This window comes from Nonomuraea sp. NPDC050383 (assembly GCF_044459125.1).
Classification (GTDB): Bacteria; Actinomycetota; Actinomycetes; order Streptosporangiales; family Streptosporangiaceae; genus Nonomuraea.
Genome location: NZ_JBITIP010000001.1, coordinates 230,715 through 245,520, shown reverse-complemented (window position 1 = coordinate 245,520; position 14,806 = coordinate 230,715). Strand labels below are relative to the sequence as shown.

Annotated in this window: 11 protein-coding genes; 6 read left to right on the top strand and 5 right to left on the bottom strand. The window is 73.8% G+C overall.

Annotation, left to right across the window (positions count from 1 at the left end; all coding sequences use genetic code 11):
• Window positions 1–71 precede the first annotated feature (71 nt).
• Window positions 72–566 carry a GNAT family N-acetyltransferase gene (locus tag ACIBG4_RS01060; RefSeq protein ID WP_397200103.1) on the top strand — a complete coding sequence of 165 codons (495 nt, stop codon included), beginning with the start codon at window positions 72–74 and terminating at the stop codon, window positions 564–566.
• 82 nt (window positions 567–648) lie between these two features.
• Here ACIBG4_RS01060 and ACIBG4_RS01055 read toward each other — a convergent pair whose 3' ends face one another.
• The 5 genes from ACIBG4_RS01055 to ACIBG4_RS01035 all read right to left on the bottom strand — a co-directional run bounded on the left by ACIBG4_RS01055 (window position 649) and on the right by ACIBG4_RS01035 (window position 6,736).
• Window positions 649–1,251 carry a TIGR03086 family metal-binding protein gene (locus ACIBG4_RS01055; RefSeq protein ID WP_397200102.1) on the bottom strand — a complete coding sequence of 201 codons (603 nt, stop codon included), beginning with the start codon at window positions 1,249–1,251 and terminating at the stop codon, window positions 649–651.
• A 108-nt stretch (window positions 1,252–1,359) separates the two neighbouring features.
• Window positions 1,360–2,622, bottom strand: a complete 1,263-nt coding sequence (locus ACIBG4_RS01050) for a M20/M25/M40 family metallo-hydrolase (RefSeq protein WP_397200101.1) — start codon at window positions 2,620–2,622, stop codon at window positions 1,360–1,362.
• Complete coding sequence (locus ACIBG4_RS01045; protein ID WP_397200100.1) at window positions 2,619–4,475, bottom strand: prolyl oligopeptidase family serine peptidase; 1,857 nt, start codon at window positions 4,473–4,475, stop codon at window positions 2,619–2,621. Before ACIBG4_RS01045 ends, ACIBG4_RS01050 begins: the two co-directional genes overlap by 4 nt.
• A 4-nt stretch (window positions 4,476–4,479) precedes the next feature.
• The gene (locus tag ACIBG4_RS01040) at window positions 4,480–5,556 is read right to left on the bottom strand and encodes a peptidase C39 family protein (RefSeq protein ID WP_397200099.1); all 1,077 of its coding nucleotides are present in this window, start codon (window positions 5,554–5,556) and stop codon (window positions 4,480–4,482) included.
• 70 nt (window positions 5,557–5,626) lie between these two features.
• Entirely contained in the window at window positions 5,627–6,736 is a 1,110-nt protein-coding gene (locus ACIBG4_RS01035) for a DUF5925 domain-containing protein (RefSeq protein WP_355448771.1), read from the bottom strand.
• Between the two features lie 236 nt (window positions 6,737–6,972).
• On the opposite strand from ACIBG4_RS01035, the gene ACIBG4_RS01030 reads away from it, so the two are divergent.
• From ACIBG4_RS01030 to scpA, 5 genes are all read left to right on the top strand, one after another.
• Window positions 6,973–8,826 (top strand): potassium transporter TrkA, encoded by a 1,854-nt coding sequence (locus tag ACIBG4_RS01030; protein WP_310714016.1) that lies wholly within the window; start codon window positions 6,973–6,975, stop codon window positions 8,824–8,826.
• Window positions 8,827–8,894: 68 nt separating this feature from the next.
• Window positions 8,895–9,845, top strand: a complete 951-nt coding sequence (gene mtnA / locus ACIBG4_RS01025) for an S-methyl-5-thioribose-1-phosphate isomerase (RefSeq protein ID WP_397200098.1) — start codon at window positions 8,895–8,897, stop codon at window positions 9,843–9,845.
• Window positions 9,846–10,016: 171 nt separating this feature from the next.
• Window positions 10,017–10,721 carry an N-acetylmuramoyl-L-alanine amidase gene (locus ACIBG4_RS01020; protein ID WP_397200097.1) on the top strand — a complete coding sequence of 235 codons (705 nt, stop codon included), beginning with the start codon at window positions 10,017–10,019 and terminating at the stop codon, window positions 10,719–10,721.
• An 83-nt stretch (window positions 10,722–10,804) separates the two neighbouring features.
• The gene (locus ACIBG4_RS01015) at window positions 10,805–12,583 is read left to right on the top strand and encodes a methylmalonyl-CoA mutase subunit beta (protein ID WP_397200096.1); all 1,779 of its coding nucleotides are present in this window, start codon (window positions 10,805–10,807) and stop codon (window positions 12,581–12,583) included.
• Window positions 12,580–14,727, top strand: coding sequence for a methylmalonyl-CoA mutase (gene scpA / locus ACIBG4_RS01010; protein WP_397200095.1), 2,148 nt, complete (start codon window positions 12,580–12,582; stop codon window positions 14,725–14,727). Before ACIBG4_RS01015 ends, scpA begins: the two co-directional genes overlap by 4 nt.
• Window positions 14,728–14,806: the final 79 nt, after the last annotated feature.

Sequence of the window (14,806 nt, the reverse complement as noted above, 5' to 3'; positions counted from 1 at the left end):
GGGCGGATTCTGGCCGGGCTGATTCTGGCTGGGGTGATTACTGTCGGTGGGGGATGGCACGCTGGGCCGGCATGAGCGATGACACGAGCGGCCGCATGAGCGGGCCCAGGGCCGTGGACGTGAGCCTGCGGGCCGTGACGGAGGCCGACCTGGAGGTTCTCTTCGAGCAGGAGCAGGACCCGGAGGCGACCCGGCGCTCCAGGTTTCCGGCGCGGGAGCGCGAGAGGTTCATGACCCACTGGCGGACGCGGGTCCTCGGCGACCCCACCGTCCTCGTCCGGGCGGTCGTCGTGGACGGTGAGGTGGCGGGCAACGTCGTCGCCTGGTGGGAGGGCGAGCGGCGGTTCATCGGCTACTGGTTCGGGCGCGCGTTCTGGGGGAGAGGCGTCGGCACCCGGGCGCTCGCGCTGTTCCTGCGCGAGGAGAAGGCCCGTCCCCTGTACGCCGACCCCTTCGGCGGCAACACCGGGTCGGTGCGGCTGCTGGAGAAGAGCGGGTTCCGGCGCGAGGGCACGGTCCTGCACGGCGAGGACGAGCACATCATGTTCGTGCTGGACGAGCTCTAGGACCCCGGCATGGCGGCCGGGACGGCACCATGCCGTCCCGGGTCCCGTCAGGAGGCCGGCGGGACGGCCGTCCGCACAAGGATCAGGCCGCGGGGGTCCAGCGGGGGTCGCGGCCCAGGTAGCGCAGCAGCGCCGCCACGTCGTCGTCGCCCTCGGCCGCCGGCAGCACCGCCGCGTACGCCCCCCAGGCGCGCAGCGGCTCGACGATCCGCCGGGCCACCTCCAGCAGCTCCCGCGCCATGCCGGCGGTCAGCGGCGACGGCTGCCCGGTCGCGACGGCGATGTCCCACGCGTGCACGGCGGCGTCCAGCGCGCAGGCGCCCGCCCCGAGCGACGGCTCCATCGCGTTCGGCGGGATCGGCACGGGCACCTGCTCGGCGTCGCGGTCCACGCCGGCCCAGGCCGCGGCCGAGCGTCCCAGGGCCGACTCCGTGTACGCCTCCGGGTCCTCGGCCAGGGTGCCCGAGGGCGCGAACGGGTCCTCGGCGGGGCCCGGCTCGCCGGTGAGGAACGCCGCGAAGCCCACCTGGTCGCCGGCGGCGTGCTGGAGCACCTGGGTCACGTCCCACTTCGCGCACGGGGTGGGCAGGTGCCACGCGTCCGCGGGGACCCCGCGCACGACCCGGCGCAGCGCCTCGTGGGAGAGGTCCAGCACGTCCCAGCCGGTGTTCACGATCTCGCTCATGTTCCGCAGCCCTTCCGTTTCGCTGATGTCATCATCATATCAGAACGGAATGCTTTGTTCCACTGTTGTGGCGAGCCGTTCCAGGGACCTGTCACGGCACGGCGGGACTCAGGTGAGCAGGCGGGTGAGGACGCGCGTGCCGAACTCCAGCCCCTCGACCGGCACCCGCTCGTCCTTGCCGTGGAACATGCCGAAGTAGTCCAGGTCCGGCCGGAGCATCAGCGGCGCGAACCCGTAGCCCTCGATGCCGAGCCGGGCGAACGACTTGGCGTCCGTGCCGCCGCTCATCACGTACGGCACCGGCCGCGCCATCGGGTCCTCGGCCACCAGCGCCCCCGCCAGCTCGTCGAAGAACGGCGACGGGTACGACGCGGCCGGGGCGTCCTCCAGGTTCACGAACTCCCGGGTGATCTTCGGCCCGAGCAGCTCGTCGATCGTGGCCAGGAACTCCTCCTGCAGACCCGGCAGGTAGCGCCCGTCCACGTGCGCCTGGGCCGTGGACGGCACCACGTTGACCTTGTAGCCCGCGTCCAGCATGGTCGGGTTGGCGGAGTTGCGGATCTGCCCCTTGAACAGGGTGCCGAGAGCGCCGAGCCGGGCCGCCTCCTCATCCAGCCGGTCCAGGTCCACGGGCTGCCCGGTGATCTCCGACAGCTCCTGGATGAGCGCCGCCACCGACGGCGTGAGCCGTACCGGCCACTGGTGGGAGGCGACGCGGGACAGGGCGTGGACGAGCGTGGCGACGGGGTTGTCCACGGCGGGCCGCGAGCCGTGGCCCGCCACGCCGTGCGCGGTCAGCCTCATCCAGGCCGTGCCGCGCTCGCCCACCGCCACCGGGTAGACCCGGTGCTCGCCCGAGGCGACGCTGAAGCCGCCCGACTCGCTGATCGCCTGCGTGACCCCGTCGAACAGGTCACGGTGCTCGGTGACCGCGTGCCGCGAGCCGTAGTCGCCGGTCGCCTCCTCGTCGGCGAGGAACGCCAGCACGACGTCGCGCCTCGGCCGCTGCCCGCGCGCCCGCATGCCGAGCACGGTCGCGAGCGTCATCGCGCACGAGCCCTTCATGTCGACCGCGCCCCGGCCGTACACGCAGTCGTCGACGATCTCGCCGGAGAACGGGTGCATGCGCCACTCCGCCGGGTCGGCCGGGACCACGTCCAGGTGGCCGTGCACGAGCAGCGCGTCGGGCGAGGCGCCTTCCAGGCGGGCGACGACGGTCGTGCGGCGGGGCGCCGACTCGAACACCTCCGGCTCCAGGCCCGCGTCGGCCAGCAGCGTGGCCACGTACTCGGCCGCCGGCCGCTCGCCCGAGCCCGGGTTGGTGGTGTCGAACCTGATCAGGTCCGAGCAGATCTCGGCAACGCTCTTCACGCTCTTCCTTCCAGTTTCAGCGGCGGCACCTCGGGCGTCTCGAACCCGAAGATCAGCCCGTAGAACGCCAGCTCGGCCTCCAGCGCGGAGACGATGGTCTCCTCGCGGCGCCAGCCGTGCTGCTCGCCGGGGTAGGTCAGCAGCGCCCACCGCCTGCCGTGCCGGTCCAGCTCGGCCGTGAACCGCTCGGCCTGGCTCACGTCCACGATCGCGTCCTCCAGCCCGTGCAGCATGAGGCACGGGCCGGACGCGTGCGCGGCGCGCAGCAGCGGCGAGCGGTCGGTGTAGCGCTGCCGGGTCTCGGGCAGCGGCCCGATGAGCCCGTCCAGGTAGCGCGACTCGAAGTCGTGCGTCTCGGCGGCCCAGCTCTCCGGGTCGGTGATCGCGTAGTGGGCGACGCCGCCCGCGAACACGTCACTGTGCACCAGCGCCGCGACCGTGGTCCAGCCGCCCGCGCTGCCGCCCCGGATCGCGATCCGCGCGGCGTCGGCCCTGCCCATCTCGACCAGGCCGCGCGCCACCTTGGCGCAGTCCTCGACGTCGACCACGCCCCACTGGTGGCGCAGCCGCTCCCGGTAGGCCCGGCCGTAGCCGGTGGAGCCGCCGTAGTTGACCTCGGCCACGCCGATGCCCCGGCTGGTGAAGTAGGCGATCTCCAGGTCGAGCACCATCGGCCGGCTCCCGGTCGGCCCGCCGTGCACGAAGATGACGTACGGGGCGGGCCCGGGCGCCCCCGCGGGCGGGTAGACGTGCGCGTGGACGCCCTCGATCGTCAACGCCTCCGGGCCGGGCAGCAGCTCCCGCTCGGGCAGCGGCTTGGGCGCCGACACCACCTCGCGCGCGCCGCTCGCCAGGTCCACGAGCGTCACCTCCCGCGGGGTGTACGGCGTGGCCGACACGCCCACGGCCTTGCCGCCGGCCGCCGACACCGTCGAGGCCCAGTACGTCGCCTCGCCGCCCACGTCCCGCAGCTCCCCGGTCGCGGGGTCCAGCACCGACAGGAACAGGCGGTCCGCCGTGCCGTGCACCACCACCAGCCCGGACTCGGCGACCGCGAACCACGACGCGCCCGGCTTCCACGGCGCGTCGCCGAACTCCTCCTCGCGCGGCGTGAGGTTGCGCGCCGGCCCGCCCTCGCGGCCCACCAGGTGGAGGTTCCACCAGCCGGTCGCGTCGGTGACGGCGTACAGAGAATCCTCGTCGCGCCACTCCGCCTGCACGACCGACTCCGCCGGGCCGCCCGCGACCACCGCGCGCGGCCCGGCGGTCCCGTCGGGGCGGAGCGGCGCCACGCACAGCTCCGTGCCGTCCCACGGCATGTTCGGGTGGTCCCAGCCGATCCAGGACACGTGGCCGCCGCCGGGCGACAGGCGCGGGCACATGAGGAAGTGCTGCGCCCGCACGATCACCCGCACCGGCCCGCCGGCCAGCGGCACGGCGACGAGGTCACGCGTCGTGCCGGTCTCGCGCACCGCCCACACCTCGTCGCGTCCCGGCGCCAGGTAGAGGTCGGCGTAGCGGGCCGGGCCCTCCGGCGTCAGCGCCACCGGCTCGCCGTCGCCGTCGAGCCGGTACAGGCGCTGGTCCGCCCAGTTCGTGAACACCAGCCCGCCGCCCGGCAGCGGCCGCCAGGACCGGCCGCCGTACTCGATGACGCGGTTGCGGGCGTTCCAGCCGGCCGGGAGCGCGTCCACGCGCGACCCGTCCGGCAGGCGCCGCACCACGCACCGCCGGCCGCCCTCGTGCGGGCGCGGCTCGTCCCACCACACCTCCACCCCGGCGGGCGTGGCGACGGCCTCCACCCACAGGGGGCCGCCGTCGGTACGGGCCACGTCGATCGGTCGAATGCTCATGGACTCACCAGTTGCCATCGGAGGGAGGAAGGGCATGGCCGGGCGGATGGAGCACGTAGACGATGCCCCCGCTGCCCGAGCCCCGCAGCCACACGTTCTCGAACGCGGCCCGCGGATAGACCCGGCGCACGTCGGCGTCGCTCGGCGCCGCCGGGTCGTTGACGACGACGTCGCCCCCGGCGGTGAAGCCGGTGACGACCATGATGTGCCCGCCCGTCGAGTAGCCGGAGCCGGGCAGCTCGTGCGCCTTGAACGACTGCGAGGTGACCACCGGGATCCCGGCCCGGACGAACGCCTCCAGCTCGGCCGCCGAGCGCAGCCGCGTGACGAACCCCGACAGCCCGAACCGGCCGGCGTAGGCCACGTTGAACGGCCAGTTTCCGGTGCCCTGGTAGCTGGAGTCGTAGGTGTCACGGGCCGCGTGGTCCACGAGCGGCGACGGGTCGCCCGCGCCCACCCAGGCCAGCTCCTCGGGCGCCGGGCCGAGCCCCCAGTAGCCGAGCACCATCGCCACCGCGGCCGGGCCGCACCAGTTGGCGCCGCCGCCGTCGATGTGCGGGTGGTGGCCGGCGTGCTCGTGCTGGGAGTGACGGGGGACCGCGAGCTCGACGGCGGCCGCCCCGTCCCGGCCCGGCTCGTACGCGGAGACGACCGGGAACGGCGGCACGGCCGAGGCCATCACCCCGAGCGAGCCCATCCGGACGCCGGGGCCGCACGGCGTCACCCGCACCTGGAACGCCGTCACCGGCCGCCGCGCCACGAACGTGTCGACGGCCACGTCACCGTCGTCGTCGCCCTGGCCGGGCACGGAGGTGCGCGGGTCGCCGTGCTCGGACCAGCGGCCCATCACGTACCACTTGGTGAGAGCCCCGGCCGCCGTCCTGGCCCGCAGCTCGACCTCCACCCACGAGCCGGGCGGGGTGCGCGCGGTCCACGACGGGACGAGCTGGGTGGCGGGGAAGCCGATCGGCACCTCGTCGCCGGTCCACGGGGCGAGCCCGCCCGGGACGCCGGTCGCGGTCCCGAAGGACACGGCCAGGCGGCGGAAGGCGACGCGGGCCGGATCGACGGTGAGCACCATGCCGATTGTGGTCCCCGGCCTGGTCGCCCGCATCGGATGGTTTACGTACGCACCGCCCCCGGGGCGAGGGTCAGAGGTAGAGGCCGGTGGACTCGTCCGAGGCGTGGACGGGCACCGCCCGCCCCGAGCGGGCCGCGTACAGCTCCGCCAGCGTCGCCCCCGCCGGGCCGACCCCCTCGGAGGAGCCGAGCCAGCCGACCGCCTCGTCGCGCGTCAGCGGCCCGACCTCCAGCTGCGCCAGGCAGCGGCCGGGACGGACGACGGCGGGGTGCAGGCGGGCCAGGTCCTCGTTCGTGGTGATCGCCACCAGCACGTCCCGGCCCTGGCCGAGCAGCCCGTCGGTGAGGTTGAGCAGCCGCGACAGGCCCTGCCCGGTCTGCGACTTGGCCGCCGAGCTGATCAGCTCGTCGCAGTCCTCCAGCACGAGCAGCCGCCAGCGGTGCCGGTCCTCGTCCGTGTCGTAGCCGACGGCGACCTCCATGAGGTAGCCGGGGTCGTTGAACAGCCGCTCCGGATCCAGCACGCAGTCGACCTGGCACCACTCGCGCCACTGCTTGGCCAGCGAGCGCAGCAGCGTCGTCTTGCCGGTGCCGGGCGGGCCGTGCATGAGGATGAGCCGGCCGTGCACGTCCGCCGGGGTGACCGTCATCAGCGCGTCTAGGGAGCGGCGGACCTGCGCGGAGTAGTTGCCGCTGATCTCCTCCCACGGCTGGGCCGTGATCGGCTTCTCGGAGCGGGTCCCGCCGTGCATGCCGCGCCACCAGAAGCCCATGTCGACGTGGTCGGTCTCCGGCTCCGGCTCCACGGCGCCGTCCGTGCTCTCCTTGAGCACCGAACGGGCCAGCTCCTCGGTGACGGCGGTGACGCTCACGGTCGCGGTGCGGTTGCGGTGCCGTACGATTCGCAGCGTCCAGCCCTCACCGCAGATCAGGCGCGACTCCGAGCCGTCCTGGACCTGCGCGGTGCGCACGAGCCGGCCCTCGGCCGGGCTCAGCGTGGCGTCGGGGCGCACCCGCTCCAGGTTGGCCAGGCGCGACCAGGGCTGCACGCCGGTCGCGAACGGCGACAGCGCCAGCGCGTCGATGACGTCGATCGCGGAGTCGGCGTCGTCGATCCAGATGTTCATCGGGAGGTCTGGCGACTCCGGGCTCGGGAACGGCACCTCCTTCATCACGGACATGAGGATAATGATCCACTCAGGGCGGCGGTCTGTCGAAGGGTTTTGCGATCTGGCGCCATCCCGGAGCCATACCGATATGTCATGGCGCCCGGCCCCGGAGCGGGTGGGAGACCGGGACGGGGCATATCGCCAGGTCACCGGTAACGCTGCGGACGGGCCGATCCACCGGTACCTTGTTGCCTCGGTGTTGTGTCGGTCAAGTGTGCGAATGGTGGAGGTAAACCGGGGTGGCAGGGGTGACGTTCCGCGAGCGTGCGCGTTACTGGTTCGACAACACGATGTCCCGGGGGACCGCCTCGCTCGTCGGCCTGCTGGCCGTCCTGTCCGTGGCCCTGGTCGTGGCGGTCGCGGGCCTGACGCTATGGCTGGCCCCCCACGAGCCCGAGGGCGTCGGCGGAGCCGGCGAGGTGCTGTGGGTCGCGCTCATGCACGCCCTCAACCCCGGCAAGGTCGCCGGCGACAAGGGCTCCACGGCGTACATGACCGTCATGTTCGCGGGCTCCCTCGGCGGGCTGTTCGTCGTCAGCATGCTCGTCGGCCTGCTGTCCAACGGCCTCAAGCTGAAGGTCGACCGCCTGCGCCGGGGGCGCTCGCGCATCGTCGAGAAGGGCCACACGGTCGTGCTCGGCTGGTCGGACCAGGTGTTCACGATCGTGGGCGAGCTGGTCAAGGCGCACGCCAGCCAGCCGGGCTCCGTCATCGCCGTCCTCGCCGACCGCGACAAGCTCGACATGGAGGAGGAGATCCGCGAGCACGTCGAGCTCGGGCGCACCCGGCTGGTCTGCCGCACCGGGCGGCCCACCGAGCCGCGCGACCTCGCGCTCATGAACCTCCAGAGCGCCCGGTCCGTCGTCGTGCTCTCGCCCGACGGCGAGGACCCCGACGCCCACGTCATCAAGATCCTGCTCGCGCTGGCCAAGCGGGCCGGGGCGCACCCGCCGGTCGTGGCCGCCGTCGCCGCCTCCGGCAACATCCCCGCCGCCCGCCTGGCCGGCGGGGGAGAGGTCCACCTCGTCGACGCCGACGACACCGCCTCCCGGCTCATCGTCCAGTCCTCGCGCCAGTCCGGCATGTCCGTCGTCTGCATGGACCTGCTCAACTTCGACGGCGGGGAGATCTACCTGCGCTCCGGCGCCGAGCTGGCCGGGCGCACCTACGGCGAGGCGCTGCACGCCTACGAGACGGCCAGCGTCCTCGGCCTGCGCGGGCGATCGGGCGTCGTGCTCAACCCGCCGTCGGACACCGTCATCGGCGGCGACGACCAGGTCGTCGTCATCGCCCACGACGACTCCCACGTCCGCCTGGCCACCGGCGAGCCCGTCGTCGACGAGGAGGCCGTCGTCTGCGCCCCGCCCACCGCGCCCGAACCCGAGCGCACGCTGGTGCTCAACTGGAACGGCCGGGCCGAGCACATCGTCCGCTACCTCGACGGCTACGTCGCGCCCGGCTCGGCCCTGGAGGTCGCCGCCGACCACCCCAAGGCCGGGGCGGGCCTGGACGGCCTGGCCAACCTCACGGTCAACGTCAAGGAGTGCGACACCACCGACCGCTACCAGCTGGAGGCGCTCGGCCTCGGCCTGTTCCAGCACGTCATCGTGCTGTCGGACGACCGCTTCGACCCCCACCACGCCGACACCCGCACCCTCATGACGCTGCTGCAACTGCGCGACATGCAGACCGCGCGGGGCGAGCACTACTCGATCGTCAGCGAGATGCACGACGAGAGCAACCGCGTCCTCGCCGAGGTCACCGAGGCCGACGACATCGTCATCAGCGACACGGTCATCGGCCTGCTCCTCGCCCAGCTGGCCGAGAACCGGCATCTGGCGGACGTCTTCAGCTACCTGTTCGACTCGCACGGCTCGGAGATCTACCCCCGGCCGGCGGGCGACTACGTGAAGACGGGCACCGAGGTGACGTTCTCGACGATCATCGAGGCGGCGCGGCGGCGCGGGGAGACGGCGATCGGCTACCGGGACGCGGGCGAGCGCAACACGCCGCCGCACTACGGCATCGTCCTCAACCCGCCGAAGTCGCAGGCTCTCGTGCTCGCGGACGGCGACTCGGTCATCGTCCTCGCCGAACACTGACCACCCGATCTCGTCCATGTGATCCCGGAATGGTGGCGAATCGACCGTAGTCGGTTAGCGTGCGGAGAGTGCGGACCATTGACTGGGTGGACGGGGCGGTCGAGCTGGTCGATCAGACGCGGCTGCCCGACGAGTGCGTCATGGTCAGGATCACCACCGTCGACCGGCTGATCGACGCGATCCGGCGGCTGGCCGTGCGCGGGGCGCCCGCGCTGGGCGTCGCCGGAGCGCTCGGCGTCGTGCTGGCGGGCGGGGACCGCGACGCCATCGCCAGGCTGCGGGCCGCCCGGCCCACGGCCGTCAACCTCGCCTGGGGTGTGGACCAGGCCGCCGCCTGGCTGCCGAAGGGCCGCGAGGCGGTCCTGGCGACCGCCCTGCGCATCCGAGACGAGGACATCGCGGCCTGCCTGGCCATGGGGGAGCGGGGAGCCGACCTGCTCACCGAGGGCCGTCCCGGCGGCGGGCTGCGCGTCATGACGGTGTGCAACGCCGGCGGCCTCGCGGCCGTGGAGCGGGGCACGGCGCTCGGCGTCGCACAGACGCTGCTCGAACGCGGCCGGCTGGCCGAGGTGCTGGCACTGGAGACCCGCCCGCTGCTCCAGGGCGCCCGGCTCACCGCGTGGGAGCTGGCCCGCATGGGCGCGCCGCACCGGCTGGTCGCCGACGGCGCGGGCCCGTACCTGCTGGCGAGGGGCGGCGTGGACGCGGTGCTCGTCGGCGCGGACCGCATCGCCGCCAACGGCGACACCGCCAACAAGATCGGCACGTACGCCCTGGCGCTCGGCGCGGCGCGGGCCGGGGTGCCGTTCGTCGTGGTGGCGCCCGAGACGACGATCGACTTCGCCACTCCCACGGGTGACGGGATCGAGATCGAGGACAGGGGCGCCGAGGAGATCGTCACGGTCCGGGGGATGCGGCTGGCGCCCGAAGGCACGGACGCGGTCAACCCCGCGTTCGACGTGACCCCGCACGACCTGATCACCGCCATCGTCACCGACAAGCGAGTGATCCGTCCATAAAGCGAATAATCGTCGATTCACCCATCTGTCCGCATAGGCCACGTTACCCTCGGTTGTCACATATTCGACCATCCGGAGAGCACAACGGTGGCCATCGATCTCGTGACACGACGTGACTGGGGTGCCCGCGCGCCCCGGGGAAGCTATACGCAGCTCGCCTCCACCAGGGGGGTGAAAGTTCACTACACCGGCGGAGTGGTCAATCCCGGCATCGTCGCCGACCACGCGGGCTGCGTGTCGCTGGTGCAGTCCATCCAGCGCGGTCACCAGGACGGCAACGGCTGGCTGGACATCGGCTACTCCTTCGTGGCCTGTCCGCACAGGAAGGTGTTCGAGGGGCGGGGCCTGCACCACCTGCCCGCCGCCAACGGTCCCGGCCTCAACTCCGGGCACTACGCCGTGCTCGGCCTCGTGGGCAACGCCGGGCTGGTGGAGCCGACCGACGGGGTGCTGCACGCCATCCTCGACGCCGTCGAGTACGTCCGTCAGCACGGCGACGCGGGCCTGGAGATCAAGGGGCACCGCGACGGGTACGCGACCGACTGCCCCGGGGAGCCGCTGTACGCGTGGGTGCGCCGGGGCGCGCCGCGGCCCGGCGGTGACGGCGGCGACGGGGACGGCGGCGACGGCGAGCAGCCCGCGGCGCCTCCGTTCCCCGGCCGGCTGCTGCGCTATCCGCCGGTGACGCGCGGGGAGGACGTGCGCACCTGGCAGCAGCAGATGAAGGCTCGCGGGTGGGACCTCGACGTGGACGGCGCCTACGGGGCGTCGTCGCGCGACGTCTGCCTCCGCTTCCAGCGCGAGCAGGGGGTGGAGGCGGACGGCGTCGTCGGCCCGGTCACCTGGCGCCTGGCCTGGGAGGCCCCCGGCTCCTGACCGGCCCACCGGGGCGGCCGGGCGTTTCGCTGGGGGACCCCTGGGGTTACCCGGTTCGCGGCGTTCCGCCTACTATCCGAATCATGGACCTGGCAGCCGGTTTTCCCGCGACCACTCGCGACGACTGGCGGGCGCTCGCGCTCGCGGTCCTGCGCAGGTCGGGGGTGGAGGCCGCGTCCCCGGAGGAGGCCCTGTCCGGCCCGACGTACGACGGGGTGACGCTCTCCCCGCTGTACGACGCCGACGACCTGCCGGCCGCCCCGCCCTTCGACCGGGCCGCGCACGCGGCGCGGGCCGCCGGGGGCTGGGACGTGCGGCAGCGCCACGCCGTCCCCGACCCGGAGGCCGTGCTGGCCGACCTGGAGAACGGCGTCACCTCGCTGTGGCTGGCCGTCGGCGACGGCGCGATCCCCGTGGGCGAGCTGGGCCGGGTGCTGAAGGGCGTCCACCTCGACCTCGCGCCGATCACGCTGGACGCCGGTCACCGCACCGCCGAGGCGGCCGAGGCGCTGCTCGCGCTGGCCGCCGAGCGCGGCACCCCCGCCCGGGGCAACCTCGGAGCCGGTACGGCCGGCGGCCGTGACACCGCCGTGCGGCTCGCCCGGCGGTGCGTGGCCGAGTTCCCGGGGCTGCGGGCCGTCACCGTGGACGCCACGCCGTACCACGACGCGGGCGGCGGCGACGCCGACGAGCTGGGCTGCTCGATCGCGCTGGGCGTCGCCTGCCTGCGCGCGCTCACCGACGCCGGGCTGGGCGTCGAGGAGGCGTTCGGGCAGCTGGAGTTCCGCTACGCCGCGACCGACGACCAGTTCGCCACGATCGCCAAGCTGCGGGCCGCGCGCCGCCTGTGGGCGCGCATCGCCGAGCTGTGCGGGGTCGAGACGGGCACCCCGGCGGCCGGGGCGTCCGGGGCGCAGCTCCAGCACGTGGTGACCAGCTCCGCGATGATGACCGCGCGCGACCCGTACGTGAACATGCTCCGCACCACCGTGGCCTGCTTCGCCGCCGGGGTGGGCGGGGCCGACGCGGTCACCGCGCAGCCGTTCGACGCCTGCCTGGGCCCGCCCGACGCGTTCTCCCGCCGCATCGCCCGCAACACGCAGGCGCTGCTGCTGGAGGAGGCCGGGGTCGGCCGGGTGGCCGACCCCGCCGGCGGGTCCTGGTACGTCGAGCGGCGCACGGCCGACCTGGCCGAGCGGGCCTGGGAGTGGTTCCAGGACATCGAGGCGGCGGGCGGCATCGAGCCGGCGGCCGGCCTGGTGGCGTCGCGGGTCGCCGCCACCCGCGAGCGCCGCGCCGCCGACGTCGCGCACCGGCGCTTCCCGATCACGGGCGTCAGCGAGTACCCGCAGCCCGGCGAGAAGCCCCCGCGCCGCCTCCGGCGGGGCGGCCCGTGGCCGGCCTCCTCCCGGGAGGGGACCCCCGCGGGTCTGCCGGTGATCCGGTACGCCCAGGAGTTCGAGGAGCTGCGTGACGTGGCCGACGCGCTGCCCGAACGCCCCAAGGTGTTCCTCGCCACGATCGGCCCCGTCGCCGCCCACTCGGCCCGCGCCGCGTTCGCCGCGAACCTCTTCCACGCCGGCGGGCTGGCCACCGAGACCGCCGGCCCGGGGGCGGAGCCCGACCAGATCGCCACGGCGTTCGCCGTCAGCGGCACCACCGTCGCCTGCCTGTGCTCGACCGACCGCCTGTACGCCCAGCACGCCGAGGCCGTGGCCGCCGCGCTCAGGAAGGCCGGGGCGCGCCTGGTCTGGCTGGCCGGCCAGGGCTCGTACGACGGCGTGGACGCCTGCCTCCACACCGGGTGCGACGCGCTCGGCGTGCTCCGCACGACCTTCGACGTCCTGGAGGTGGCCCGATGATCCCCGACTTCACCGGCGTGCCGCTGGAGGGCAAGGCGCCGCCCGAGGCGTCCCCGCCGGCGGAGGGGCGGGTGTGGGAGACGCCCGAGGGCATCGCCGTCAGGCCGCTCTACACGGCCGCCGACCTCGACGGCCTCGACTTCCTGCGCACCTACCCGGGCGCGGCCCCGTACCTGCGCGGCCCGTACCCGACCATGTACGTCAACCAGCCGTGGACCATCCGCCAGTACGCGGGCTTCTCCACCGCCGAGGACTCCAACGCCTTCTACCGGCGCAACCTCGCGGCCGGTCAGAAGGGCCTGTCGGTGGCGTTCGACCTGGCCACGCACCGCGGCTACGACTCCGACCACCCGCGCGTCGAGGGCGACGTGGGCATGGCCGGGGTGGCGATCGACTCGATCTACGACATGCGGCAGCTCTTCGACGGGATCCCGCTGGACCGCATGTCGGTGTCGATGACCATGAACGGGGCCGTGCTGCCCGTCCTGGCGCTCTACATCGTGGCGGCCGAGGAGCAGGGGGTGGAGCCGGAGCAGCTCGCCGGGACCATCCAGAACGACATCCTCAAGGAGTTCATGGTCCGCAACACCTACATCTACCCGCCGGCCCCGTCCATGCGGATCATCTCGGACATCTTCGCCTACACCAGCGAGAAGATGCCGAAGTTCAACTCGATCAGCATCTCCGGCTACCACATCCAGGAGGCCGGGGCCACGCTCGACCTGGAGCTCGCCTACACGCTGGCCGACGGCGTGGAGTACCTCCGGGCCGGCATCGCGGCCGGCATGGACGTCGACCGGTTCGCGCCCCGGCTGTCGTTCTTCTGGTGCATCGGCATGAACTTCTTCATGGAGGTCGCCAAGCTCCGCGCCGCGCGGCTGCTCTGGGCGAAGCTGGTGTCCGGGTTCGGGGCGACGAACCCCAGGTCGCTGTCGCTGCGCACGCACTCGCAGACGTCCGGCTGGTCGCTGACCGCGCAGGACGTCTTCACCAACGTCGCCCGCACCTGCGTCGAGGCCATGGCCGCCACGCAGGGCCACACGCAGTCGCTGCACACCAACGCGCTGGACGAGGCGCTCGCGCTGCCCACCGACTTCTCCGCCCGCATCGCCCGCAACACCCAGATCCTGCTCCAGCAGGAGTCCGGCACGACCAAGGTCATCGACCCGTGGGGCGGCTCCTACTACGTCGAGCGGCTCACCCACGACCTGGCCGAGCGCGCCTGGGCGCACATCGAGGAGGTCGAGGCCGCCGGCGGCATGGCCCGCGCCATCGAGGCGGGGCTGCCGAAGCTGCGCATCGAGGAGGCTGCGGCCCGCACCCAGGCCCGTATCGACTCGGGCCGCCAGCCGGTCATCGGCGTGAACAAGTACCGGCCCGACGCCGACGAGCCGATCGAGGTGCTCAAGGTCGACAACAGCGCCGTACGGGCCAGCCAGCTCGACAAGCTGCGCCGCCTGCGCGCCGAACGCGACCCCGAGGCGGTGGGCCGCGCGCTGGAGGCGCTCACCGAGGCCGCCGCCGACCCCCGGCCGGGGCTCGACCACAACCTGCTCAAGCTGGCCGTCGACGCGGCCCGGGCCAAGGCCACCGTGGGCGAGATCTCCGACGCGCTGGAGCGGGTCTTCGGGCGCCACGCCGGTCAGATCCGTACCATTTCCGGCGTGTACCGCGACGAGGCCGGCCCGGCCGGGAACATCGAGCGGGTACGGCAGGCGTGCGCCGACTTCGAGCGCGCCGAGGGCCGCCGCCCGCGCATCCTGGTGGCCAAGATGGGCCAGGACGGCCACGACCGGGGCCAGAAGGTGATCGCCACGGCCTTCGCCGACCTGGGGTTCGACGTGGACGTCGGTCCGCTGTTCCAGACGCCGGAGGAGGTGGCGCGGCAGGCGGTGGAGGCCGACGTGCACATCGTCGGCGTGTCGTCGCTGGCGGCCGGCCACCTGACGCTGGTGCCTGCGCTCCGGCGGGCCCTGGCGGACCTGGACGCCTCCGACGTCATGATCGTGGTGGGCGGGGTGATCCCGCCGGACGACTTCGCCGCCCTGCGGGCCGCCGGGGCCGCGGCCATCTTCCCGCCGGGCACCGTGATCGCCGACGCGGCCCTGGACCTGCTGAACGACCTCCGCGAGCGCCACGCGTAGGTGCTCCCCGGGCTGGCCGGACGGGTGGGCTGCACAGGAGGTCATCGTTACGGCCGGCGTGACGTCCGGCCGCGGGTGG